Origin of the sequence: Pseudomonas sp. NY15437, from assembly GCF_048068435.1 — a bacterium.
In the GTDB taxonomy this organism is placed as follows: domain Bacteria; phylum Pseudomonadota; class Gammaproteobacteria; order Pseudomonadales; family Pseudomonadaceae; genus Pseudomonas; species Pseudomonas nitroreducens_B.
Map to the genome: position 1 here is coordinate 19,981 of NZ_JBLUQC010000012.1, position 22,595 is coordinate 42,575.

Consider the following 22,595-nt stretch of genomic DNA (forward strand, 5'->3'; position numbering starts at 1 on the left):
GTGACGGGCGCACCGACTAAGGTGCGCCCGTTTTCGTTCGAGGTAACGGGAAGCAGGTGAGAGACCTGCGCTGCCCCCGCAACGGTAACCGACGCGCCCCTCGCGGAGCGCAGCATCGCCATGAGCCACTGCACGATTGCGGGAAGGCGGCGATGTGACGTCGGCAGCCCGGAGACCGCCCTCGACACGCCCCGACAGGTGTTGCGGAGGGCCGCACCGTCAAGTGCGGCCCGCCGCCCTTGCCACGCCCTCCTCGAAAGTCATCCGACCGCTTTTGAGGACGCTCCATGAAACTGACCCGACTCGCCCTGGCCACCAGCCTGCTGCCCGGCATGGCCTTCGCCGCTGGCGACATCTACACGCTCTCCGACCAGGTGATCACCTCCGCCCGCCAGGCCCAGCCGCGCGCCGAAGCCACCTCGGCCAACAGCGTGTTCACCCGCGCCGACATCGAACGCCTGCAGGTGCGCAGCGTCCCCGCCCTGCTCGCCCGCGTGCCCGGCGTGCAGATGGGCAGCTCCGGCGGCGTGGTTTCCTACTCTGTGCGCGGCGCCAGCACCGCGCAGACCCTGGTGCTGGTGGACGGCCAGCGCATCGCCTCGGCCAGCAGCGGCATCGCCCGCCTGGACTATCTGAGCATCGACAGCATCGAGCGCGTCGAAGTGACCCGTGGCCCGCGCTCCGCGCTGTACGGCGCCGACGCCATTGGCGGGGTCATCCAGATCTTCACCCGCCGCGGCGAAGCCGGCCTGCACCCGGAAGTACGCTTGGCCGCCGGCAGCCACGGCACCGTCGAACGCAGCCTGAGCCTGTCCGGCGGCGACGAGCAGACCCGCTACAACCTCGGTGGCAGCCTCGACGAAAGCCAGGGCTGGGACCGCACCAGCGACAACGTCGGCGCCGACCGCGACGACGACGCCCAGCGCAACAAGGCCGTGCACCTGAACCTGGATCACCGTTTCAGCGAAGACTGGAAGGCCGGCCTGAACCTCAACGACCAGCGCGGCAAGAACGAATACGACGACGCCTACAACTTCGAACCGGGCTCACCCCGCGACGAATTCCGCGTCAGCAGCTACAGCGCCTACCTCGACGGGCAGATCACGGCGAGGTGGAACAGCCGCCTGGAGCTGGGCCGCAGCTTCGACCGCAACAAGGCCGTGGGCGCCGCCGACAGCTGGAACAACGGCCTGCTGGAAACCACCCGCCACTCGGCGAGCTGGATCAACCGCCTGCAACTGGACGACGCCAACCAGCTGGCCCTGGGCACCGACTGGTACGAGGACAAGGTCGACGGCAGCACCGCTTTCGCCGACGACCAGCGCAGCAACCGCGCCTTCTTCGCACAGCACAGCTTCAAGGGCGAGCGCTTCGGCACCGAACTGGGCATCCGCCACGACAACAACCAGGCCTATGGCAGCCAGAACAGCTGGAACGCCGCCTTCAGCCTGCCGGTGGGCGACAGCCAGACCTGGATCGCCAGCTACGGCGAAGGCTTCCGCGCGCCGACCTTCAGCGACCTTTACTACCCCGGCGCGAGCAACCCGGACCTCAAGGCCGAGACCTCGAAGACCTACGAGCTGCAATGGCGCGGCGACATCGAAGGCACGCACCTGGAGGCCTCGCTGTACCGCACCGAGATCGACGACCTGATCGCCTGGGACAGCACCCGCAACCAGCCGGAGAACATCAACAAGGCGCGCATCGACGGCTTCGAGGCCAGCGTCGCCCGCGACGTCCTGGGCTGGCAGGCCGCGCTCGGCCTGAGCCTGATCGACCCGCGCGACCGCGACACCGGCCACACCCTGCCCTACCGCGCGCGGCGCACCCTGAGCCTGGACCTGGACCGCCAGTTCGGCGCCTTCGGCGTCGGCGGCACCTGGCGCGCGGTCAGCCAGCGCTACGACGACGCGGCCAACACCCGCGAGCTGTCCGGCTATGGCGTACTCGACCTGCGCACCAGCTGGCTGGCCAGCAACGAGATCCGCTTCGACCTGAAGCTGGATAACGCCCTGGACCGCGACTACACCCTGGGCGACTACCTGCGCCCGACCAGCCCGACGGACTACGTCGGCGAAGCCCGCCCGTACCGCGAGCCCGGCCGCACCGCGCTGCTGGCGGTGACCTGGACGCCGGAGCTGTAAGGAAGCGGCCTGACGGCCCCCTCACCCTAACCCTCTCCCGGAGGGAGAGGGGACCGTTCGGCGCAGGATGAAACGACAGCGTCAGCCGGCACAATCTGCTCCCTCTCCCTCGGAAGCGGGGCGCGCAGCCAGGGCTGGGGTGAGGGGGAAACGTCGGCGCAGACTTGCCGGAAAGCAGACAGTTGCTCCTACAGGGAGCCCCGAAGCCCGGAGCCGTTCGCGAGCAAGCTCGCTCCTACGAAGAGCCACGTGGCCAGTGCCGGAATATCGGTGCAGATCGAACCTGTAGGAGCGGGCCATGCCCGCGATCGCGCCTATGGGGCGCTACTACAGGGAGCCCCGAAGCCCGGGGCCGTTCGCGAGCAAGCTCGCTCCTACGAAGAGCCGCGCGGCCAGTGCAGGACTATCGGTGTACAGCGAACCTGTAGGAGCGGGCCATGCCCGCGAACGCGCCTACGGGGCGCTACTACAGGGAGCCCCGAAGCCCGGCGCCGTTCGCGAGCAAGCTCGCCCCTACGAAGAACCGCGCGGCCAGTGCCGGACTGTAGGAGCGAGCTTGCTCGCGAACCCGCACGGCACGGCAGCGGCCTCAGAGCACTCCCGCCAGCCGCCCCAGCTCCGCGCAATCGCGCGCGTGCCAGTCGGTCAGCTCCGGCCAGGGGTTCTCCTGCAGATGGTCCGCCAGGTTCACCAGCGCGCTGTGCGCCCCCGCGGCACGGGCGCACTCGAGGTCGAAACGGTAATCGCCCACCATCAGCATCCGCTGCGGCGCCACGTCCCAGCGCGCGGCCAGGCGTAGCAGGCCGTCCGGGCTGGGCTTGGGATCGGCCTCGCCGCGGCCGAGGACATCCTCGGTGAGGAAGCAATCGTCGATGCCAATCGCCGCCAGCGTGATCAGCGCCAGCTCATGGGCGTTGCGGGTGAGGATACCCAGCCGGTAGCCGGCGCCATGCAGCGCGCGCACCAGCGCCACGGCGCCCGGCGCGGCGGTGGAGGCCACCGCCAGCTCGCGTTCGTGCTCCAGCAGCCAGGCGTGCTTGGCCGCCGCCTCGTCCTCCGGCAGCGCAGCCAGGTGGCTGAGGATGTCGTGCTCCTGGGGAATCCCCAGGGCCCGCTTGATCGCCGGGAAGTCGTGCACCGCCAGGGTCAGGGTGCCGTCCATGTCGAACACCCAATGACGGATCTCGCCCAGGCTCATGGCGGGTGTCATGCCCAGTCCTCGCGGCGGCGGATCAGGCCCTCCTGGGTCGAGGAGGCGACCAACTGGCCGTCACGGTTGAAGATGCTGCCGCGCACGAAGCCGCGGCCGTTGCCGGCCCACGGGCTGTCGATGGCGTAGAGCAGCCACTCGTCCGCGCGCAGGTCGCGGTGGAACCACACGGAATGGTCGATGGTGGCGACCTGCATGTCCTTCTGCCACACCGAGCGGCCGTGGGGCAGCAGCGAGGTGGTGAGGAAGCCGAAGTCCGAGGCGTAGGCGAGGATGTACTTGTGCAGCGCCGGGATGTCCGGCAGCTTGCCGTCGGCGCGCAGCCAGAGGTACTTGATCGGCTCGCCGACGGTGGGTTCGTAAGGGTCGTTCTGGGTGACCGGGCGAATCTCGATGGGCTTGGGGTAGAGCAGCTTGTCGCGGATGCGCTCGGGGAATTTCTCCGCGCCGGCCTTCTTCAGTTCGAGGTCGGTGGGCAGGTTTTCCGGGCCGACCACGTCGGGCATGGCGATCTGGTGCTCGAAGCCTTCCTCGTCGGTCTGGAAGGAGGTGCTCAGGGCGAAGATCGGCTGGCCCTTCTGGATCGCGGTGACGCGGCGGGTGCTGAAGGTGCCGCCGTCGCGCACGCGGTCGACCTGGTAGACGACAGGCTTGCTGGCGTCACCCGGGCGCAGGAAGTAGCCGTGCATCGAGTGCACGTGGCGCTCCGGGTCCACCGTCTGGCTGGCCGCCGACAGCGCCTGGCCGAGCACCTGCCCGCCGTACAGCTGGCGGAACCCGAGGTCCTGGCTCATGCCGCGGAACAGGTTCTCTTCGATCTGTTCCAGGCTCAGCAGAGCCACCAGGTTGTCCAGGATCTGGGTCATGCGCGTTGTTTCCTCAATTGCGGTCTTGCTGAAGTGGGAGTCGGCGTGGCGACGGATAGGCGGGAAGGCTGCTGAGGCGTTCGTCCCACACGGCGCGGCCGATGGTGAAATGATAGAGGCTGACCGGGCAGTCCGGACCGCCGCCGAGCAATTCGTCCAGTGCCGGGTCGAAATAGCAGCCGATGCCGGTGCCCGACAGGCCCGCCGCTTCGGCTTCCAGGTAGAGCAGTTGGCCGACCTGCCCGGCTTCCCAGTACAGGCGCGGATAGGTCCAGGCGCCCTCGCCGAGCGCGGCGTCGAGATCGGCGAGCATGGCGAAGGCCACGCAGCCATCGCTGGCGATGTCCTGCCCGCAGGAGAGGAACGCCGAGAGCCCGCGCGCATCGCCAGCCAGCAGGCGGTAGAGCGGCACGCCGCTGTCCGCCACGCGCTGCCACAGGTAGTCCTCGCGCAACCCGCCCGCCTCGCGGCCGCTGCGGCCGAGCCAGTACAAACCCGGCTCCAGGCCCTGGACGCGGTGGACGAACAGCAGCAGATCGAGGCGCGCCGGCTCGCCGGTGCAGGCGAAGGGCACCGGCGAGTGCTGCGGCATCAGGCGGCGCAGCCAGGCATAGAGCAACTCGGCGTGAATGCCGCTGCGGCCATCCATGGATTGCGCGCTGCGCCGGCGATGGAGGATCGGGCGCAGCGGCAGGCCGGGGTTATCCACAGCCGTCTCGGCTTTCGGTGCCGACCCGTCACGAGCCGGCAACACGGGCGCGCGGCACAGCGAGTGGACACGTTCCAGCTCCGGCCAGTGGCGATAGTCCCGCGACAGGCGATTGGGCGTGCCGGCCAGCGGCAGCTCGGCGAGGCCCTTGAGCAGCGCGTCGGGCAAGGGGACTTCAGTGGGCTGCGGCGGCCCGATCCAGAGCAGCGCGTCGGCAAACTCGTGCTCGCTGAAGCCCTCCCGGTCGAGACCGATCAGCGTATCCAGTCGCGCTTCGGCCACACCCCGCAGCAGGCGCACCTCCCAACCCTGGATCGCCGCGGCGATGCCGAGGCAGGCCAGCGCGTGGCCCGCGTCGTGGTTGCAATAACGGTAGGCACGCTCGCCGTACTTCCAGGCCTCGCGCCAGGGAATGCTGGCCAGCGCCAGCAGGAAGCCGCCGGCGGGCAGTGCGTCGCGGAGCTGTTCGGCCAACGGCGCGGGCAGCTCGGCGCGCACCTCCAGCACGTGCTCGTCCGCGCTGTAGTGCGCCAGCAGCGCTGCGTTATCCACAGCCCCGGCGGGCAGCAGCAGGTAGGCCTCGGTGGGGTGCAGGTTGCCGCTGGAAGGGTTGACTCGCAGCGCCCAGCGGCTGCCGCCGGCGTCTTTCCAGGCCGACAGCGCCAGGCTGTCGTAGAGCAGCTGCGAGACGCTGGCGAGGCTCAGCGGCGCAGGCGCGCCGAGCGGACCCGCGAACACCTCGTCATACCCCGGCGATTCCTCCTGCGGCCGGTGCAGCAGCTCGATGCAGCGCGCCCCGGCATAACGGCGAAAGGCGGCCGGCTGGGTCGCCCAGTCGAGCTGGCCGGGGCCGGGAGCGAAGCGCTCCGGGCGGTGGCTGCTCAGCGCGTGATAGGCGCGCACGCCCTCGATCGGCGTCATGGCCGGCGGATCCGGTAGAGCACGTGGCGGCGCAGCGGATGACCTTGCGGCAGGCGCGGATGCTCGAAGTCGCCAGCCTCGTCACGCTGCATGCCCAGGCGCTGCATCAGCCCCTGGGACGGCAGGTTGGCCGGCACGGTGAAGGCCACCACCTCCTCCAGCTGCAACTGCTCGAAGGCAAAGGTCAGCGCCGCGCGGGCGGCCTCCAGCGCATAGCCCTGGCGCCAGTAGGCGACGTTGAAGCGCCAGCCGATTTCCACCGCCGGGGTGAACGGCGCGTCGAAGGACACGCGGGCCAACCCGAGCACGCCGATGAACGCGTTGTCCTCGCGGCGCTCGACCACCCACTGGCCGAAGCCGTGCTCGTCGAAATGCTGGAGGATGCGCGCGGCCAGCAGGTCGCTGTCCTCGCGGCTCAGGCAGGCGGGGAAGTGCTCCATCACCCGGGCATCGGCATTGAGCGCGGCGAAGGGCGCCAGGTCGTCATGGCGCCACGGTCGCAGCAGCAGGCGCTCGGTGGTCAGGCTGGGAAAATCCATGGGAATCTTCGTAGGTCCTCAAAGGTCACCATGATACCCGGCGACGGGCCTGTAGGAGGCAATCCGTCAGACGAGGCGCAATCGATTCAGCACAGAAGCGCCTTCATCTGGTATTTTTCGCCTACCTTCGCTGTCGGTCACTGCCTTGACCGTGCTCACGCAGACAGCCGCGCCGCCCGGGCGCACTCAAAAAAGACCAAGGAACCTCCATGACCACCTCCACCACCGGACTGCCCCGCAGTACGGCCCTGGTGCTTTTCGCTTTGGCTGTCGGCGGCTTCGCCATCGGCACCACCGAATTCGCCACCATGAGCCTGCTGCCCTACTTCGCCCCGGCGCTGGGCATCGACGCCCCCACCGCCGGCCATGTGATCAGCGCCTACGCCCTCGGCGTGGTGGTCGGTGCGCCGCTGCTGGCGGTGCTCGGCGCACGCCTGCCCAGGCGCACCCTGCTGGTGCTGCTGATGGCGCTGTTCGCCCTGGGCAACGGCCTCAGCGCCCTGGCGCCGACCTACCACTGGATGCTGCTGTTCCGCTTCATCAGCGGCCTGCCCCACGGCGCGTATTTCGGCATCGCCGCGCTGGTCGCCGCGTCCATCGTGCCGCCGCACCGGCGCACCGTGGCGGTCGGGCGGATGTTCCTCGGCCTCACCGTCGCCACCATCATCGGCGTGCCGCTGGCCAACTGGCTGAGCCAGGCGGTGGGCTGGCGCTGGAGCTTCGCCCTGGTGGCAGCGCTGGGCGTACTGACCATGGTCTGCGTGCGCCTGCTGGCGCCCCATTCGCCGGCCGAGCCGGACTCCAGCCCGCTGCGCGAACTGGGTGCGCTCACCCGCGGCCAGGTCTGGCTGACCCTGGGCATCGGCGCCATCGGCTTCGGCGGCCTGTTCGCGGTGTACACCTACCTCGCGGACATCCTCGGCGCGGTGACCCACGTCTCGCCGAGCATCGTGCCGCTGGTGATGGCGGTGTTCGGCATCGGCATGACCCTGGGCAACCTGTTCATCCCGGTGCTCGCCGACCGCGCCGTGATGCCCACCGCCGGCGGCCTGCTGGTGTGGAGCGCGGTGGTGCTGGCGATCTTCCCGTTCACCGCGGGGAACATCTGGACCATCTCCCTCTGCGTGTTCTTCATCGGCTTCGGCGGCGCCCTGGGCACCGTGCTGCAGACCCGCCTGATGGACGTCGCCGAAGACGCCCAGGGCCTGGCCGCAGCGCTCAACCACTCGGCATTCAACTTCGCCAACGCCCTGGGCCCCTACCTCGGCGGCCTGGCCCTGGCGGCCGGCTATGGCTGGACCTCGCCCGGCTGGGTCGGCAGCCTGCTGGCCATCGGCGGCTTCGTGCTGTGGTCCATCTCGCTGGCCACCAGCCGCAGCGCGCGCCGCAACGCCGCCCTGTCCAACGACGGCTGAGTCGGCGGTTACCCTGAGAACGGCCGGCGCACTGCCGGCCCTTTCGTTCATGCACGACCTCGGCGTACCCTGACCCCATGCCACTGCCCCTGGTCTACCACGACGACTACAGTCCGCCCTTCCCGGACAACCACCGTTTCCCCATGGAGAAGTTCCGCCTGCTGCGCGACCACCTGGTGGACAGCGGCCTGGTGGAGGACGCGCAACTGCTGCGCCCGGAACTCTGCCCCACGGACATCCTCGCCCTGGCCCACGACCGCGACTACATCGAGCGCTACTGCAGCGGCGAGATGAGCCGCGAGGAACTGCGCCGCCTCGGCCTGCCCTGGAGCGAAGCCCTGGCACGGCGCACGGTGCGCGCGGTGGGCGGCTCGCTGCTGACCGCGGAGCAGGCCCTGCGGCACGGCCTGGCCTGCCACCTCGCCGGCGGCACGCACCACGCGCACCACGACCATGCCTCGGGCTTCTGCATCTTCAACGACCTGGCGGTGATCAGCCTCTACCTGCTGGAAAGCGGCAAGGCCAATCGGGTGCTGATCTTCGACTGCGACGTGCACCAGGGCGACGGCACCGCGCGCATCCTGGAGAACGTGCCGGACGCGGTGACCGTGTCACTGCATTGCGAGAAGAACTTCCCCGCCCGCAAGGCGCACAGCGACTGGGACATTCCCCTGCCGCTGCACCTGGGCGATGTGGAGTACCTGAAGGTGGTGCAGCAGGCGCTGGACTACCTGCTGCCGCTGTACCAGCCGGACATCGTGCTCTACGACGCCGGCGTGGACGTGCACAAGGACGACGCCCTGGGCTACCTGCAACTCACCGACGCGGGGCTGGCGGCGCGTGACGAGCACGTGATCCGCCGCTGCCTGGCCAGCGACATTCCGGTGGTCGGCGTGATCGGCGGCGGCTACGACAAGGACCGCCTCGCCCTGGCGCGCCGCCATGGCATCCTCCACCACAGCGCCGCGCGGGTGGCGGCGGAGTTTCAGTTGGCGCGGTAGCGCGAGTTGTTGGTATCCATGCGCGACGGCAGGCGCTGCTGTTCCCAACGCATCATCTCGTGCTCGGAGAAACCCAGCAGCGCGGCGGCACGGGACCGGTAGTCCGCCGCGTAGTGCTTCTCGCAGAAGCGCGTCACCTGCTCCGGCACGTGGTGCTGCAGCAGTTCCTGGGCGCGCAGCGGCCCCGCGTACTGCAGGTAGCGCGGCAGCAGGCGGCTCCAGTTGGTGAACACGTAGAGGTTGTGCAGCGCGATCTGGATCGACAGCAACTCCAGCACCCGCTGCTCGAACTTCACCTTCGAACCGGTGAGGTTCTTGTTCAGGCGCACCACCATGTGGGCCACTGCCTCGTTGAGCAGCGTGCGGATTTCCTCGCTGGGGAGGCTGCGAATGACAATATCGAGGCCATTCACCCGGACACGGGTGTCGCTGCCTTCCCCCCAAAGGTGGGCCTCGTGGGAGCGCAGGTAATCACGGACTTTCATCGACAGTTGGACCGGAGTTGCAAGAGGCCCGCATGCTGATGGATTCACAAAAGCACCAACATCGGCGGAATCTCGATCCGCTGTAAGAATTATCGCATCCCCCGGCTGGCGAGGGCTTCAGACGTGGCCTGCGCGCCAGAGGCGAACCATCGCGGCGACCCCGAAGTTGTCCACCCTGGGCTGGAACGGCCTGTGGATAAGCCGCGGGCGAGCGCCTGTCGTCCCCGGCAACCCGCCCGCCGCACCCGGGACGGAAAATCAGCAACCGGCGCCAGGCGCCGCTGCGCTAGAATTGCGCCCTTTCCGCACTCCTTCGCCTGGCCTTTCGCATGACCGACTCCCGCCCGCTCGCCTCCCGCACCGCCATCGTCATCGGCGGCGGCCCCGCCGGCCTGATGGCGGCCGACGTACTGGCCGGCGCCGGCGTGCAGGTGCAACTGTTCGATGCCATGCCCTCGGTGGGGCGCAAGTTCCTGCTGGCCGGCGTGGGCGGGATGAACATCACCCATTCCGAGCCGCGCGCGCCGTTCCTCGCGCGCTACGGCCAGCGCGCGCACACCCTCGCGCCGCTGATCGACGCCTTCGACAACCAGGCGTTGTGCGCCTGGATTCACGGCCTGGGCATCCAGACCTTCGTCGGCACCTCCGGCCGCGTGTTCCCCACCGACATGAAGGCGGCGCCGCTGCTGCGCGCCTGGCTCAAGCGCCTGCGCGAGGCCGGCGTGGTCATCCACACCCGCCACCGCTGGCAGGGCTGGGACGACCAGGGCGCGCTGCTCATCGACGGGCCGGACGGCCAGCGCCGCCTCGTCGCCGACACCAACGTGCTGGCCCTGGGCGGCGGCAGCTGGCAGCGCCTGGGCTCGGACGGCGCCTGGGTGCCGCTGCTGGCCGAACGCGCGGTGGCTGTCTCGCCGCTGCGCCCGGCCAACTGCGGCTTCGAGGTGGCGGGTTGGAGCGAGTTCTTCCGCGACAAGTTCGCCGGCGCGCCGGTCAAGCCGGTGGCGCTCTCGCTGGCCGGCTGCACGCCGCGCCAGGGCGAGTTCGTCGTTACCGCCGGCGGCATCGAAGGCAGCCTGGTCTATGCGCTGTCCGCCGCCATTCGCGAACGCATCGAGCAGACCGGCAGCGCCACGGTGCTCCTGGACCTGCTGCCCAACCGCAGCCTTGAGCAGGTCGCCAAGGCCCTCGCCCAGCCGCGCGGCTCCAAATCCATGGCCAACCACCTGCGCGGTCGCCTGGGGCTGGACGGCGTGCGCGCCGGGCTGCTCCGCGAGTTATCCACTGCCGCCGACTATGCCGACCCGCAGCGTCTGGCCCAGCTGATCAAGGCGTTGCCGCTGACCGTGGTGCGTACCCGCCCACTGGACGAAGCCATCAGCAGCGCCGGCGGCGTGACCTTCGAGGCGCTGGACGCCCAGCTGATGCTCAAGGCCCTGCCGGGGGTGTTCTGCGCCGGCGAAATGCTCGACTGGGAAGCGCCCACCGGCGGCTACCTGCTCACCGCCTGCTTCGCCAGCGGTCGCGCCGCCGGGCTTGGCGCACTGAAGTGGCTGCAAGCGCAACGCTGACCACTGCTTTTTATGGAACCATGGTGCTAGATTGCCGATTCCCACCCAGGAGTCGCCTGCATGCCGCTGACCTTCCGCCGTGCCCGCCCCGCCGATGTCGATGCCGCCGTCCCGCTGATCTACAGCTCCGGCCCCGACGCCTTCGACTACGCCTTCGCCCGCCCCGGCCGCAACAGCGCCCAGGACTTCCTGCGCTACGCCTTTCTCCAGGGTGGCGGCCAGTTCGGCTGGCGCCAGCACTGGGTCGGCGAGCACGACGGCCAGGTCGTCGCGGCCGGCACGGTCTTCGGCGGCGAAGCGAACCTGGGCTACCTGCTGGCGGCCACGCGGCAGATTCTTGGCTTCTTCGGGCTCGGGGCAGTCGGCGTGATGCGCCGCGGCCTGCAACTGGAACGGATCATCTGCCCGCCGCCGCGCAAGACCCTGTACCTGGCGCACCTGGGCGTGGCGCCGACGCTGCGCGGCGAGGGGCTGGGCAGCCAGTTGATCGATCACTTCCTGCAGCTTGGCCGCAGCAGCGGCCTGCCCATGGCGGCGCTGGATGTCTCCACGGCCAACCCCAAGGCCCAGGCGCTGTATGAACGACTGGGCTTCAGCGTGCAGGTGGAACGCCGCTCGACGCTGCCGGGCGTCGCCGGCAGTCGCTACATGCAGCGCCAGCTCTGAGGTAGACTCGCGGCCAGCCGCCCGGCAGAGGCGGCCTGCCGTTTGCCGTCGTGAATGCCTGCTCACGCACGAACCAGGAAGGTTGCCCATGAGCACTGCCAGCATCGAACTGAAAGTCTTCGTCCCCGCCCGCGATTTCGCGCTCTCCCAGCAGTTCTACAAGGACCTGGGGTTTCTCAGCCCCTGGCAGTCCGAGGAGCTTGCCTACTTCCGTCATGGCGAGCACTGCGCCTTTTTGCTGCAGAACTACTACGTCAAGGAATTCGCCGAGAACCTGATGCTGCACCTGCTGGTGGAAGACGCCGACGCCTGGTACGCCCGGGTGCGCGAGGCTGGAATGGCCGAGCGCTACGGCGTGCGCCTCGGCGCGCCGCAAGACCAGCCATGGAAGATGCGCGACTTCACCCTGCACGACCCCAGCGGTGTGCTCTGGCGGATCGGGCATAACCTCGATTGAGGCGCTCGCTCAGGTGGTTCGTGTAAGAGCGGATTCATCCGCGATCCGGCCGCGAAGCCGGCCGGTAACCATCGCGGACGAAGTCCGCTCCTACACCACGGGAGATACAGGTGCCGACCTGTCGAGCGCGCCAGGCGCGCGGTCGCGGGCATGGCCCGCTCCTACAACGCAAGCTCGCCGCCCCGCAGGGGCGGACCTTGTCCGCGAAATCCGAGTCTGGCCTGACCTGTAGGAGCGAGCTTGCTCGCGAACAGGGGTGGCACGGCGCGGCCTGAAACGCCGCTCGTTCCTACCCTAACGGCCGCATTGCTTATTTCAGGTACCAGCCCCACGGCTGGTCCGAGATGTACTCGGTCACCTGCTTCACCTCCAGGTAGTTCTCCAGCCCCCACACGCCCAGTTCGCGGCCGATGCCGCTGTGCTTCATGCCGCCCCAGGGCGCCTGGGTGAAGGTCGGCTGCGAGCAGTTGACCCAGACGATGCCCGCGCGCAGCCCATCGGCCACCCGCGCGGCGCGCTGCGGGTCGCCGGACATCACCGCGCCGGCCAGGCCGAAGCGGCTGTCGTTGGCCAGGCGCAGGGCCTCGGCCTCGGTCTTGAAGCGCTTTACGCAGAGCACCGGGCCGAAGATCTCCTCGCGCCAGATCAGCGCGTCCTCGGCGGGCTCGTCGAAGATCGCCGGCTCGATGAACCAGCCCTCCTCCCGCCCCGCCGGCCGCTTGCCGCCAGTGAGCAGCCGCGCACCGCCAGCCCGGCCACGCTCGACGAAGCCGAGCACCTTCTCATGCTGCCCCTGGCTGACCAGCGGCCCGAGCAGCACGCCCGGCTCCAGGCCATTGCCGATGGTGATGGCGCGGGTCGCCTCCACCAGCCGCTCGATCAGGCGCGGGGCGATGCCCTCCTGCACCAGCAGGCGCGAGGTGGCGCTGCACACCTGGCCCTGGTTCCAGAAGATGCCGAAGAGGATCCACTCCACCGCCGCCTCCACGTCGCTGTCGTCGAAGACGATGAAGGCCGACTTGCCGCCCAGCTCCAGGCTGACGTTCTTGATGTCCTGGGCCGCCGCCGACATGATCCGCGAGCCGGTCGGCACGCTGCCGGTGAAGGCCAGCTTGTCCACGCCCGGATGCTGGCTCAGCGGCCCGCCGGCCTCCGCACCGAGGCCGGGCAGCACGTTGAGCACGCCGGCGGGCAGGCCGATGGCGTCCGCCGCGGCAGCCAGCTCCAGCGCACTCAGCGGCGTCAGCTCGGAGGGCTTGAGCACACAGGTGGCGCCCGCCGCCAGGGCCGGCGCGACCTTCCACGCGGCCATTAGCAGCGGGTAGTTCCAGGGGATGATCTGCCCGGCCACGCCCACCGGCTCCTGGCGGATGCGGCAGCGGAAACGCTCGTCGGGCAGCGGCAGCACCTGGTCCTGGCGCTCGTCCAGCTCCCGCGCCAGGTCAGCGTAATAGCGGAAGCAGCCGATGGCGTCGGCCACGTCCCACTGCGCCTCGGGCAGCGGCTTGCCGTTGTCACGCACTTCCAGTTCGGCAAGGGCGTCCTGGTTGCGCTCCAGTTCGCCGGCCAGCGCCACCAGCCATTCGGCGCGCTCGGCGCCGCGGCTCTGCCCCCAGCCGCGATTGAACGCGGTGCGCGCCGCGCGCACCGCATGGTCGACGTCTTCCTCGGTGGCCGCCGGCACCTCGCGCAGGGGCTGGCCGGTGGCCGGGTCGAAGCTGGTGAAGCGGCCGCCCAGGTCCGGCCTGACCCACTGCCCGTTGATGTAGAGCTGGTCGCGCATCCTTCAGTCTCCTTGAAGTCGGCCCTCAGGCGGCCTGAACGCCGGTGCGGCGGTTCTGCAGGTAGCGGGAGGTGAACAGCAGCGCCAGCGAGGCGCAGATGATCACCGTGGAGATGGCGTTGATCTCCGGCGTGATGCCCCGGCGGATCGACGAGAAGATGTAGATCGGCAGCGTGGTCTCGGAGCCGGCGACGAAGAAGGCGATGATGAAATCGTCGAAGCTGAAGGTGAACGCCAGCAGGAAGCCGGCGAGGATGGCCGGGGCGATTTGCGGCAGGGTCACGCGCCAGAAGGTATCCAGGGGCGGTGCGTAGAGGTCGGCGGACGCCTCCAGCAGCGACTTGTCCATGGCCTCGACGCGGGTGCGGACGATCACCATCACCAGCGCCATGGTGAACAGCGAATGCGCCGCCACCACGGTGCCGAAGCCCATGTTGAGTTTCGGCAGGCCAATGTCCAGCAGCGCCAGCAACGGGTTGAGCACGTCGAACAGGGTGATGAAGGCGATCAGTGTGGCGATGCCGATGACGATCCCCGGCACGATGATCGCGCAGTAGGTCAGCGCGTCAAACAGCAGGCGCACGCGCTTGCCAACCCGCTGCAGGCCGAACACCGCGAGGGTGCCGAACAGCGTGGCGATCAGCGCCGAGGACAACGCGATCAGCGCGCTGTTGCCCAGCGCCTCCATGATGAACGGGTTGTCGAAGGCGCGGCCGAACCATTGCACCGAGCAGCACTGGAAGCTCAGCCCGCTGCGCCCGGCGTTGAAGGCGAAGAGCATGATCAGCGCGATGGGCGCGTAGAGGAACAGGTAGACCGAGGTGGAGTAACTGCGCAGCCACATGTCAGAGCACTCCGTCGTTGCGCGAGCCGCCGTAGCGGGCCACGAGTTTCAGGTAGACGCCGATGATCGCCAGCATCATCGCCACCAGGGTCATCGCCACCGCGCTGCCGAACGCCCAGTTGCGCGATTGCAGGAACAGGTCGACCAGCGCGTTGCCGACGAAGAACACCTTGCCGCCGCCGAGGATCGCCGGGATCAGGAACTCGCCCATGAGCAGGATGAACACCAGCATCACGCCGGTGATCACCCCCGGGGCGGACAGCGGCAGGGTGACCCGGCGGAAGGTCTCGAAGGCGCTCGCGCCGAGGTCGCCGGAAGCCTCCAGCAGGCGTTTGTCGAGCTTCTCCAGGGTCACGTAGATGGGGAACACCATCAGCGGCAGGTAGCCGTAGACGATGCCGATCAGCACCGCGTAGGGCGTGTTGATCAGGCGCACGTCGGCGATGCCGAAGGTCTCCAGCAGCGCCGGGATGCCGCGGCCGCTGAGCAGGAAGATCCAGGCGTAGGTGCGGATCAGGAAGCTGGTCCAGAACGGCACGATGACCAGCGTGAGCAGCAGCGACTTGTTGCGCCGCACCTTCACCGCGAGGAAGTAGGCCAGCGGGTAAGCCGCCAGCAGGCACGCCAGGGTGCCCAGCGGCGCGAGGGTCAGGGTGTTCCAGAAGGCCTGGGCGCGGGAGCCGAGGTTCAGGTAGTTCGCAAGCGTCAGCCCGCCGCCGTAGCCGCCGACGGCGCTGCGCTCGCCGACGCTGAAGACCAGGATGATCACCAGCGGCATCAACAGCAGCAGCAGGAACCACAGGGTGGACGGCAACAGCAGCAGAAGCGTGACGCGCCGGCCGAGGCTTTTCGCGCGCGAGGGTGCCGGCGTTGCCTGGGTCTGCGGCAACGGGGCGCTGACAGCGATGTTCATGTTCGATTCCCTACGCATGGGATGGCACGGACCTGTAGGAGCGAGCTTGCTCGCGAATGAGTTTCCCGGCAGCTCGGGAGCTGGACGGGTTCGCGAGCAAGCTCGCTCCTACACGAAGACCCGATCAGGCGGCCTTGAAGCGCGCCATCAGTTCGGCGCGCGCCGGGCTGGTGAGGGTCGCCGCGGCGCCGAACTCCAGCGGCGACAGGCGCTCGGCTGCCGGGTACATGATCGGGTCGTCGAGCATTTCCTTGGAGAGCAGCGCATCGACGCGCTTGTCCCCGCTCGGGTAGCCGTGGGAGAGCACCTCCAGCTTGTTGTGCTGCGGGTCGAGCAGATAGTTGATGAACGCATAGGCGGCATCGCGGTGCTCGGCGCTCTTGGGAATGGCGAAGAAGTCGCTCCAGATCTCGCCGCCTTCCTTGCCCAGCACGAAGGTCATGTCCGGGTTGTCGCGGTGCAGCTGGGAGGCGTCGCCGGTCCAGGCCATGGCCATCCAGGCGTCGCCGTTGCGCAGCGAGGGCTGGATGTCGGAGTTGATCGCAAACAGGTGCGGCTTGGCCTGGATCAGCAGCTTCTCGGCCTCGGCCAGCTCCTTCGGGTCCAGCGAGTTGAAGCTGTAGCCATAGTACTTGAGGGCGTTGCCGATGGCGGTGAGCTGGTAGTCGTGGACGATGGTGCGACCCGAGGCGCTGGTGAGGGTCAGGTCCCAGAACTGCTTCCAGGAATCCGGGCTGCCCTTCACGCGGCTGGCGTCATAGACGATGCCGGTGGTGCCCCAGTTCTTCGGCACCGCGTAGACCTTGCCGTCCACGGTGCCCTGGGCCATGAAGCGCTCCTCGAAGGCCTTGGGGTCGAAGTTGGGGATGCGCGAGAGGTCCAGCGGTTCGATCAGGCCGAGCTGCACGTAGGTGCTGATGGTGTAGTTGGTCGGCACGAAGACGTCCCAGCCGCTGCCACCAGCCTGCAGCTTGGCGAGCATCTCCTCGTTGGAGCCGAACACGTTCATCTGCACCCGCGCGCCGGTGGCCTTGGCGAAGGCGTCGAAGTTCTCCTGGCTGTGGTAGTTCGGCCAGGTGGCCAGGGCCAGACGATCGCCGATGTTGCTGCCTTCGGCCGCGTAGGCCTTGCCGCTGAGCAGGCCGGGAGTGTTGGCGGCGACCACTGCCATCGCCAGCCCGAGACCGGTCTTGCCGAGAAAGTCGCGCCGCGTGATGGAGCCGTTTTCCCAGCTGCGCATCGTCTTGATGAAACTCTTCTTGTCCATCGTCACTCCCCGCCTGTGTGCTGATTTTTCTGGTTAGGGTTGGATCGTTTTCACAGCGCCATCGCCAGGCCGCTGGCCTGGTTCCAGCCGACCTGCACCGGCGCGCCATGCTCGAAGCCCTGGTCGGTGCCGCCGGCCTGGCGCGGCACGCGCACGCAGACGATGCCGAAGGCGTCGGTGCGCACGCGGTATTCGGTGAGGTTGCCCAGGTAGATGCGGTCTTCCACGCGGCCCTTCAGGCGGACCTCGCGCGGCAGCTCCGTATCGGCGGCGGCGATGCCGACCAGCTCGGGGCGCACCGCGATGCAGCCCTCGGCCTGGGGCGCCAGCGCGGGGCCGGTGGGCGTCGGCGGGCTGCTCAGTTCCAGCCCGGCCGGGGTGCCCAGCACCACGCGGCCGGAGTCGAGACGGCGCACGGTGCCGGAGAACAGGTTGGATTCGCCGATGAAGTCGGCCACGTAGCGGCTCGCCGGGGTCTCGTAGAGCGCTTCGGGGGTGGCGGTCTGGATGATCAGGCCGTCCTTCATGATGCTGATGCTGTCGCTCATCGACAGCGCTTCTTCCTGGTCGTGGGTGACCAGCACGAAGGTGATGCCGACCTCGCGCTGCAGGCGCAGCAGTTCCGACTGCATCTCCTTGCGCAGCTTGCGGTCGAGCGCGGCCAGCGGCTCGTCGAGCAGCAGCACGGTGGGCTTGTTGACCAAGGCGCGGGCCAGCGCCACGCGCTGCTGCTGGCCGCCGGAAAGCTCGTGGGGCTTGCGCGTGCCGAAGCCGGACAGGCGCACCATCTCCAGCGCCTCGTCGGCCATGCGGCGCTGCTGCGCGCGGTCCGGACGCGGCGTGCGGTAGCGCAGGCCGTAGGCGATGTTCTCGGCCACGCTCAGGTGCGGGAACAGCGCGTAATGCTGGAACACCATGTTCACCGGGCGCTGGTGCGCCGGCACCCCGGCCACCGCCTGGCCGGCCAGCAGCACCTCGCCTTCGCTGGGCTGCTCGAAGCCGGCGATCATCCGCAGGGTGGTGGTCTTGCCGCAGCCGGAGCTGCCAAGGAAGGAATGGAAGGCGCCGCGCTTCACCTTGAAACTCAGCCCATTGACCGCCGGCACGCTGCCGTAGCGCTTGACCACGTTACGGAATTCGATATCGAAGTCCTGACCGCTCTCCATCACCGCGCGCTCCCGCTTTGTTCTTGTTGGGACTTACGCTAGCAACGGGGCTTTCGGGGTGTATATATCCCTCGGGGGATAGATGCCGGGATTGGGGTTCCACATGATCGGGAGCCCCTCTGCCTTTGCAGAAGGAAAAGACAGCAGCACGGACCTGTAGGAGCGGGCCATGCCCGCGATCGCGGACAAAGTCCGCTCCTACACGGGGCGCCGGAGCCGGGGGACTGTAGGAGCGAGCTTGCTCGCGAACAGCGTTACCCGGCGACTCCGGCGTTGGGCAGTTCGCGAGCAAGCTCGCTCCTACGAATAGCCGACGTTACAGGTCGAAACCATGCATCAGCCGGGACGGACTGGCTGCATGCGGGACGTCGTGTGACTCACGCCCGCGATGACGGCGCTCCCTGTAGGAGCGGGCCATGCCCGCGATCGCGGACAAAGTCCGCTCCTACAATGGGCCCCGGAGCTGAGGGGGATGGTAGGAGCGAGCTTGCTCGCGAACAGAATTCCCCGGCGACTCCAGCGCTGGGCGGTTCGCGAGCAAGCTCGCCCCTGCGAATAGCCGACGTTACAGGTCGAACCATGCCTCAGCCGGGACGGACTGGCTGCATGCGAGACGCCGTGTGACTCACGCCCGGGATGGCGGCGCCCCCTGTAGGAGCGCGCCATGCGCGCGATCGCGGGCATGGCCCGCTCCTACAATGGGTACCCGGAGCTGAGGGTGATGGTAGGAGCGAGCTTGCTCGCGAACAGAATTCCCCGGCGGCTCCAGCGTTGGGCGGTTCGCGAGCAAGCTCGCTCCTACGAACAGCCCGCAGCCATCAGCCGGCTGCGCGCATTCCGCCCGTGCCGTCGCGCCCCGCCAGTTCGCGGATGAACAGGCCGAGCAACTCCGACTGGCTGCCGATGCCGAGCTTGGCGTAGAGATTCTTGCGGTGGATCTTCACCGTGCCGGGGCTGATGTCCAATTGCTCGGCCACCGAGGCGCTGGAGTGGCCGCGCAGCAGCAGCTGGACGATCTCCTGCTCGCGGGGCGTGAGCAACTGCGCACCGAACTGGTCGAAGGCCTCGCGGATCTGGTAGTCCAGGTCCTGCGCCGGTCGCGGTTGCCCGCGGCGCAGCTCCCAGGCCTCGCGCACCACCTGCTCGACCACTGGCCGGGCGCACTCCAGCAACTGCATCTCGTCGCGACTGAAGGCCGGGCTGGATGTCTTGCGCATCAGCGACAGCACGGCGGTGGCGCCATCGGCGAGGTCGATGAAGAAGGCGATTTCCTCGGTCAGGCCGGTCTGCTGGTAATAGGTCTGGTAGTACTCGCCCAGGTAGAAGTGGTCCGGCGCGAACTGCCGCAGGCGCCACAAGCCCGGCGCCTGTTGGCGGGTGCAGGCGAGGTAGAAGGGATCGAGCAGATAGGGACCGACCTGGTAGTCCTCCACGTAGACATGGCGGATGTCGGCCGGAAAGGTGTCGAACAGGTCCAGCGGGCGGTGGTTGCCCTCGTAGACGAAGAGCACGAAGTTATCCACCGAGCAGATCTGCTGCAGCCACTGGCTGAGGCCGAGCAGGCGCGGGCGACCGGGGGCCAGCGGGAGCAGATGGGCGACTCCGCCGGTCCAGGCTTTGAGTTCCTTGTGGCGCATGGGCTGTCGTTCTTGTTGTGTGCGCAATGGACACACTATAGGCGTTCGGGATTCCACACGGAAATGCAGCTTTTGCGCCACACCCCGCCAGACCCCGTCGCGCCTGGGGACAGCCGCCGATTCAGCCTCCGGCGCGCACCGCGATGAGGCAGGCGCGCGCCTTAACGGCTCAGGGGCGCCGGCCGCCCTTGCCGCCCGGCTTACCGGCTGGCTTGCCCGCAGGCTTGCCACCCATCGGTTTGCCGCCCAGGCCAAAGCCCGGCGCCTTGCGCACCGCCTTGACCTGCGGCGTGTCGTCCAGCAGCGAGCCGAGGTGCACCTTGCCCGGCTTGCCTTCCGGCACCTTGGGTTGCTTGGGCTTCTTCGGCTTCTTCAGCACCTGGCCACCGGCCGTGGTGGCAGGCACCCGGTGCTCCGCCTCGAAACCGTCTTCTTCCTTGCGCTGCAGGGTCTGGCCGATCAGCGTCTCGATGGCCGCCAGTTGCTGCACCTCGTCGGCGCAGACCAGCGAGATCGCCTGGCCGCTGGCGCCGGCACGGCCGGTGCGGCCGATGCGGTGCACGTAGTCCTCGGGAACGATGGGCAGGTCGAAGTTGACGACCAGGGGCATCTCCTCGATGTCCAGGCCGCGCGCGGCGACGTCGGTGGCGACGAGGAAGTCCACCTCGCCGGCCTTGAACCGCGCCAGGGCGCGCAGGCGCGCGGGCTGCGGCTTGTCGCCGTGGATCGAGTCGGCGCGGATGCCTTCGTGCTGCAGCAGCCCGACCAGTTCATCGACGCCCTTGCGGGTCTTGGCGAACACCAGCGCCTGGCCCCAGCCCTGCTCGCGCAGCAGGTGCAGGAAGAGTTCGGCCTTGCGCTTCTTGTCCACGGTCACTAGGTGCTGCTTCACCGATTTCGCCGCCGTGTTGCGCGGCGCGACGTCGATGGTCAGCGGGTCGCGCAGCAGGCCGCGGGCCATCTGGCGGATGGCGTCGGAGAAGGTCGCGGAGAACAGCAGCGTCTGCCGGCGTTTGGGCAGCGCCGCGAAGACCTCGTCCAGCTCGCGGGCAAAGCCCAGGTCGAGCATGCGGTCGGCCTCGTCCAGCACCAGGACCTGCAGCTGGGTGAACTTCAGCGCGTTCTGCCGATACAGGTCGAGCAGGCGGCCCGGGGTGGCCACCAGCACGTCGACGCCCTTGCGCAGCTTCATCATCTGCGGGTTGATGCTGACCCCGCCGTACGCCACGGCAGTGCGCAGCGGCACGTGCTGGCCGTAGGCGCGAAAGCTCTCGTGCACCTGCTCGGCCAGCTCGCGGGTCGGCACCAGCACCAGCGCGCGGATGGAGTTGGCGGCCACCTGCGGGCCTTCCTGCAGCAGCCGCTGCAGCAGCGGCAGGGCGAAGCCGGCGGTCTTGCCGGTGCCGGTCTGGGCAGCGGCGAGCAGGTCGCGGCCCTTGAGCACCGCCGGGATGGCCTGGGCCTGGACCGCCGTCGGGTTCTGGTAGCCAAGCCCGTCGAGGGCGCGCAGGAGGGGATCGATCAGGCCAAGGGTGGCGAAAGTCATGGAGCGCTCGCGAAAACGGATCGGAATGGGCGGCATTGTAGCCGCAAGGGTCAGGAACGCAGCAGCAGCGCGCCTTCGATGGGCACGTAGCGGCTGGCCGCGCGGATCAGCGCCTGGGCGGTGAGGCCCGGCACGCCGTAGGCGGTGGCATCGGTGCCGCCGGCGCGGACGCGGTCGAGCAGCAGGTCGAAATCGCCATCGCCGGAGGCCAGGACGATCTCGTCCACCTGGGGCGCGGCATCGAGGATGTCGATGGTGATGCCGACGTCCCAGTCACCCTTGGCCGAACCGTCGGCGCGCTGGATGTAGGGCTTGAGCTTCACGGTGAAGCCCAGCTTGCGCAGGATCTGCTGGAACTGCTGCTGCTTCGCGTCGCCCCGGTCGATGGCGTAGGCATAGGCCTGGACGATCGTGCCCTGGGCGCTCAGCTCGGCCCACAGGGCGGCATAGTTGAAGTGGCAGCCGTAGGCCTGACGCACGGTGTAGTAGAGGTTCTGCACGTCGGCGAACAGGGCGATGGTCTTCAACGAATACTCCGGGACACGAACAGCGGGGGCGCATTATCGGCACAGCGCGCAGCCCCCGCCAGCCCCGGCGGACGGGATGACCTGATGCCGGGCTCAGCTGAACAGGTCGCTGTCGTCGTCGCCGAAGAAGCTCGAATCGTCGCCGAAGCTGTTGCTGTCGTCGTAACTCGTATCGGCAAAGCCATTGTCGGCGTAGCGATCGCCGCCCAGGGAGTCATCGCCGTGCCCGTCATCGAAGCTCGACGGCTCCGGTTGCAGCGGCTGCTCCTGGATTACCTCGACGATCTCCTGCGGCTGGCTGTGGTGGAACATGCTGGTCAGCAGGTCCGCCACCATCACCCCGCCGGCCACGCCAGCGGCCGTCTGCAGGGCCCCGCGCATGAAGCCGCCGCCCTGGGGCGCGGCAGGCGCCGCCTGTGCCGGGCGGAAGTCGTTCGGGTTGCTGGCGCCGGGGTTGTTGGCGTAGGCCGCGCCGCCAGGCTGCGAGAAGCGCGTCTGGCCCCAGCCGTCGGGGCGCTGCTGCGCTGGCGCCGGGCGCGGCTCCTGGCTCTGCCCGCCGCCGAACAGCCCGGCGAGGAAGCCGCCGCTGCTGGGACGCTGCTCCTGCGCCCGCGCCTGCTCCGCCTCCAGCTCCTTGACGCGCTGGTCCAGGCGCTTGATCGCCGCTTCCTGGATCAGCATCGCCTGGGCCATGTAGTATGGCGCGGCCGGCTGCTGCACCAGGTGCTTGTTGATCTGCGCCTCGGCCTGGGCATCGCGCGGCGCGGTCTGCGCCTCGGCGTCGCGCAGGCGGGTGAACAGACCATCGATCAGGGATTGCTCTTCGGAATTCATGACAGGCCTCGGATGGATCGCTGCGGGTGGATCATTGCTGACTGAGATTGGAACGAGTCGGAAAAAAACAAGTTCCACGCGCAGAATTCTGGCG

At 68.8% G+C, this 22,595-nt stretch carries 20 protein-coding genes and 1 riboswitch; of the genes, 6 read left to right on the forward strand and 14 right to left on the reverse strand.

Features of this window, described 5'->3' with window-relative positions:
* Position 1 precedes the first annotated feature (1 nt).
* A riboswitch (cobalamin riboswitch) is annotated at positions 2-199 on the forward strand.
* Between the two features lie 88 nt (positions 200-287).
* Entirely contained in the window at positions 288-2,144 is a 1,857-nt protein-coding gene (locus tag ACNFIA_RS23410; protein WP_416789136.1) for a TonB-dependent receptor domain-containing protein, read from the forward strand.
* A gap of 589 nt (positions 2,145-2,733) precedes the next feature.
* On the opposite strand, the gene ACNFIA_RS23415 is transcribed toward ACNFIA_RS23410, so the two are convergent.
* From ACNFIA_RS23415 to ACNFIA_RS23430, 4 genes are read right to left on the reverse strand one after another with little or no spacing between them, the layout of a single operon-like run.
* Positions 2,734-3,342, reverse strand: a complete 609-nt coding sequence (locus ACNFIA_RS23415) for an HAD family hydrolase (protein ID WP_416789384.1) — start codon at positions 3,340-3,342, stop codon at positions 2,734-2,736.
* An 8-nt stretch (positions 3,343-3,350) separates the two neighbouring features.
* Positions 3,351-4,220 (reverse strand): acyl-CoA thioesterase II, encoded by an 870-nt coding sequence (gene tesB, locus ACNFIA_RS23420; protein WP_259759159.1) that lies wholly within the window; start codon positions 4,218-4,220, stop codon positions 3,351-3,353.
* Positions 4,221-4,233: 13 nt separating this feature from the next.
* The gene (locus ACNFIA_RS23425) at positions 4,234-5,850 is read right to left on the reverse strand and encodes a nitroreductase family protein (RefSeq protein ID WP_416789139.1); all 1,617 of its coding nucleotides are present in this window, start codon (positions 5,848-5,850) and stop codon (positions 4,234-4,236) included.
* The gene (locus ACNFIA_RS23430) at positions 5,847-6,389 is read right to left on the reverse strand and encodes a GNAT family N-acetyltransferase (protein WP_416789142.1); all 543 of its coding nucleotides are present in this window, start codon (positions 6,387-6,389) and stop codon (positions 5,847-5,849) included. The genes ACNFIA_RS23425 and ACNFIA_RS23430 overlap by 4 nt, the downstream gene beginning before the upstream one ends.
* Before the next feature lie 209 nt (positions 6,390-6,598).
* Here ACNFIA_RS23430 and ACNFIA_RS23435 point away from each other — a divergent pair, with 209 nt between their 5' ends.
* Positions 6,599-7,804 carry an MFS transporter gene (locus ACNFIA_RS23435; RefSeq protein ID WP_416789144.1) on the forward strand — a complete coding sequence of 402 codons (1,206 nt, stop codon included), beginning with the start codon at positions 6,599-6,601 and terminating at the stop codon, positions 7,802-7,804.
* Positions 7,805-7,881: 77 nt separating this feature from the next.
* Complete coding sequence (locus ACNFIA_RS23440; RefSeq protein ID WP_259759155.1) at positions 7,882-8,805, forward strand: histone deacetylase; 924 nt, start codon at positions 7,882-7,884, stop codon at positions 8,803-8,805.
* Here ACNFIA_RS23440 and ACNFIA_RS23445 read toward each other — a convergent pair.
* Complete coding sequence (locus ACNFIA_RS23445) at positions 8,790-9,290, reverse strand: hypothetical protein (protein WP_416789146.1); 501 nt, start codon at positions 9,288-9,290, stop codon at positions 8,790-8,792. The genes ACNFIA_RS23440 and ACNFIA_RS23445 overlap by 16 nt on opposite strands.
* A gap of 329 nt (positions 9,291-9,619) precedes the next feature.
* On the opposite strand from ACNFIA_RS23445, the gene ACNFIA_RS23450 reads away from it, so the two are divergent.
* The 3 genes from ACNFIA_RS23450 (at position 9,620) to ACNFIA_RS23460 (ending at position 11,984) form a co-directional block, all read left to right on the forward strand.
* Positions 9,620-10,861 carry a TIGR03862 family flavoprotein gene (locus ACNFIA_RS23450; protein WP_416789149.1) on the forward strand — a complete coding sequence of 414 codons (1,242 nt, stop codon included), beginning with the start codon at positions 9,620-9,622 and terminating at the stop codon, positions 10,859-10,861.
* 60 nt (positions 10,862-10,921) lie between these two features.
* A complete protein-coding gene (locus tag ACNFIA_RS23455) occupies positions 10,922-11,527 on the forward strand; it encodes a GNAT family N-acetyltransferase (protein ID WP_416789151.1) in 606 nt (201 codons plus the stop codon).
* Between the two features lie 88 nt (positions 11,528-11,615).
* Positions 11,616-11,984, forward strand: coding sequence for a VOC family protein (locus ACNFIA_RS23460; protein WP_416789154.1), 369 nt, complete (start codon positions 11,616-11,618; stop codon positions 11,982-11,984).
* A 310-nt stretch (positions 11,985-12,294) separates the two neighbouring features.
* On the opposite strand, the gene ACNFIA_RS23465 is transcribed toward ACNFIA_RS23460, so the two are convergent.
* From ACNFIA_RS23465 to ACNFIA_RS23505, 9 genes are all read right to left on the reverse strand, one after another.
* Positions 12,295-13,767 carry an aldehyde dehydrogenase family protein gene (locus tag ACNFIA_RS23465; protein WP_416789157.1) on the reverse strand — a complete coding sequence of 491 codons (1,473 nt, stop codon included), beginning with the start codon at positions 13,765-13,767 and terminating at the stop codon, positions 12,295-12,297.
* A 25-nt stretch (positions 13,768-13,792) separates the two neighbouring features.
* A complete protein-coding gene (locus tag ACNFIA_RS23470) occupies positions 13,793-14,611 on the reverse strand; it encodes an ABC transporter permease (RefSeq protein WP_259759149.1) in 819 nt (272 codons plus the stop codon).
* A 1-nt stretch (position 14,612) separates the two neighbouring features.
* The gene (locus ACNFIA_RS23475; RefSeq protein WP_416789160.1) at positions 14,613-15,524 is read right to left on the reverse strand and encodes an ABC transporter permease; all 912 of its coding nucleotides are present in this window, start codon (positions 15,522-15,524) and stop codon (positions 14,613-14,615) included.
* Between the two features lie 124 nt (positions 15,525-15,648).
* Complete coding sequence (locus ACNFIA_RS23480) at positions 15,649-16,791, reverse strand: ABC transporter substrate-binding protein (RefSeq protein ID WP_081517208.1); 1,143 nt, start codon at positions 16,789-16,791, stop codon at positions 15,649-15,651.
* Positions 16,792-16,841: 50 nt separating this feature from the next.
* Complete coding sequence (locus tag ACNFIA_RS23485; RefSeq protein WP_416789164.1) at positions 16,842-17,957, reverse strand: ABC transporter ATP-binding protein; 1,116 nt, start codon at positions 17,955-17,957, stop codon at positions 16,842-16,844.
* Between the two features lie 818 nt (positions 17,958-18,775).
* A complete protein-coding gene (locus tag ACNFIA_RS23490) occupies positions 18,776-19,594 on the reverse strand; it encodes a response regulator transcription factor (protein ID WP_416789166.1) in 819 nt (272 codons plus the stop codon).
* 169 nt (positions 19,595-19,763) lie between these two features.
* Positions 19,764-21,140: a DEAD/DEAH box helicase gene (locus ACNFIA_RS23495; protein ID WP_416789168.1), complete on the reverse strand. Its 1,377-nt coding sequence runs from the start codon at positions 21,138-21,140 to the stop codon at positions 19,764-19,766.
* 50 nt (positions 21,141-21,190) lie between these two features.
* Entirely contained in the window at positions 21,191-21,667 is a 477-nt protein-coding gene (locus ACNFIA_RS23500) for an NYN domain-containing protein (RefSeq protein ID WP_259759143.1), read from the reverse strand.
* A gap of 93 nt (positions 21,668-21,760) precedes the next feature.
* Complete coding sequence (locus ACNFIA_RS23505) at positions 21,761-22,501, reverse strand: DUF2076 domain-containing protein (protein ID WP_416789171.1); 741 nt, start codon at positions 22,499-22,501, stop codon at positions 21,761-21,763.
* Positions 22,502-22,595: the final 94 nt, after the last annotated feature.

Coding starts and splice junctions, on each gene's coding strand:
- ACNFIA_RS23430 (WP_416789142.1), bottom strand. CDS start 6,389: ATGGATTTTCCCAGCCTGACCACCGAGCGCCTGCTGCTGCGACCGTGG.
- ACNFIA_RS23490 (WP_416789166.1), bottom strand. CDS start 19,594: ATGCGCCACAAGGAACTCAAAGCCTGGACCGGCGGAGTCGCCCATCTG.
- ACNFIA_RS23425 (WP_416789139.1), bottom strand. CDS start 5,850: ATGACGCCGATCGAGGGCGTGCGCGCCTATCACGCGCTGAGCAGCCAC.
- ACNFIA_RS23465 (WP_416789157.1), bottom strand. CDS start 13,767: ATGCGCGACCAGCTCTACATCAACGGGCAGTGGGTCAGGCCGGACCTG.
- ACNFIA_RS23450 (WP_416789149.1), top strand. CDS start 9,620: ATGACCGACTCCCGCCCGCTCGCCTCCCGCACCGCCATCGTCATCGGC.
- ACNFIA_RS23440 (WP_259759155.1), top strand. CDS start 7,882: ATGCCACTGCCCCTGGTCTACCACGACGACTACAGTCCGCCCTTCCCG.
- ACNFIA_RS23480 (WP_081517208.1), bottom strand. CDS start 16,791: ATGGACAAGAAGAGTTTCATCAAGACGATGCGCAGCTGGGAAAACGGC.
- ACNFIA_RS23460 (WP_416789154.1), top strand. CDS start 11,616: ATGAGCACTGCCAGCATCGAACTGAAAGTCTTCGTCCCCGCCCGCGAT.
- ACNFIA_RS23455 (WP_416789151.1), top strand. CDS start 10,922: ATGCCGCTGACCTTCCGCCGTGCCCGCCCCGCCGATGTCGATGCCGCC.
- ACNFIA_RS23435 (WP_416789144.1), top strand. CDS start 6,599: ATGACCACCTCCACCACCGGACTGCCCCGCAGTACGGCCCTGGTGCTT.
- ACNFIA_RS23505 (WP_416789171.1), bottom strand. CDS start 22,501: ATGAATTCCGAAGAGCAATCCCTGATCGATGGTCTGTTCACCCGCCTG.
- ACNFIA_RS23445 (WP_416789146.1), bottom strand. CDS start 9,290: ATGAAAGTCCGTGATTACCTGCGCTCCCACGAGGCCCACCTTTGGGGG.
- ACNFIA_RS23495 (WP_416789168.1), bottom strand. CDS start 21,140: ATGACTTTCGCCACCCTTGGCCTGATCGATCCCCTCCTGCGCGCCCTC.
- ACNFIA_RS23410 (WP_416789136.1), top strand. CDS start 288: ATGAAACTGACCCGACTCGCCCTGGCCACCAGCCTGCTGCCCGGCATG.
- tesB (WP_259759159.1), bottom strand. CDS start 4,220: ATGACCCAGATCCTGGACAACCTGGTGGCTCTGCTGAGCCTGGAACAG.
- ACNFIA_RS23470 (WP_259759149.1), bottom strand. CDS start 14,611: ATGTGGCTGCGCAGTTACTCCACCTCGGTCTACCTGTTCCTCTACGCG.
- ACNFIA_RS23485 (WP_416789164.1), bottom strand. CDS start 17,957: ATGGAGAGCGGTCAGGACTTCGATATCGAATTCCGTAACGTGGTCAAG.
- ACNFIA_RS23415 (WP_416789384.1), bottom strand. CDS start 3,342: ATGAGCCTGGGCGAGATCCGTCATTGGGTGTTCGACATGGACGGCACC.
- ACNFIA_RS23475 (WP_416789160.1), bottom strand. CDS start 15,524: ATGAACATCGCTGTCAGCGCCCCGTTGCCGCAGACCCAGGCAACGCCG.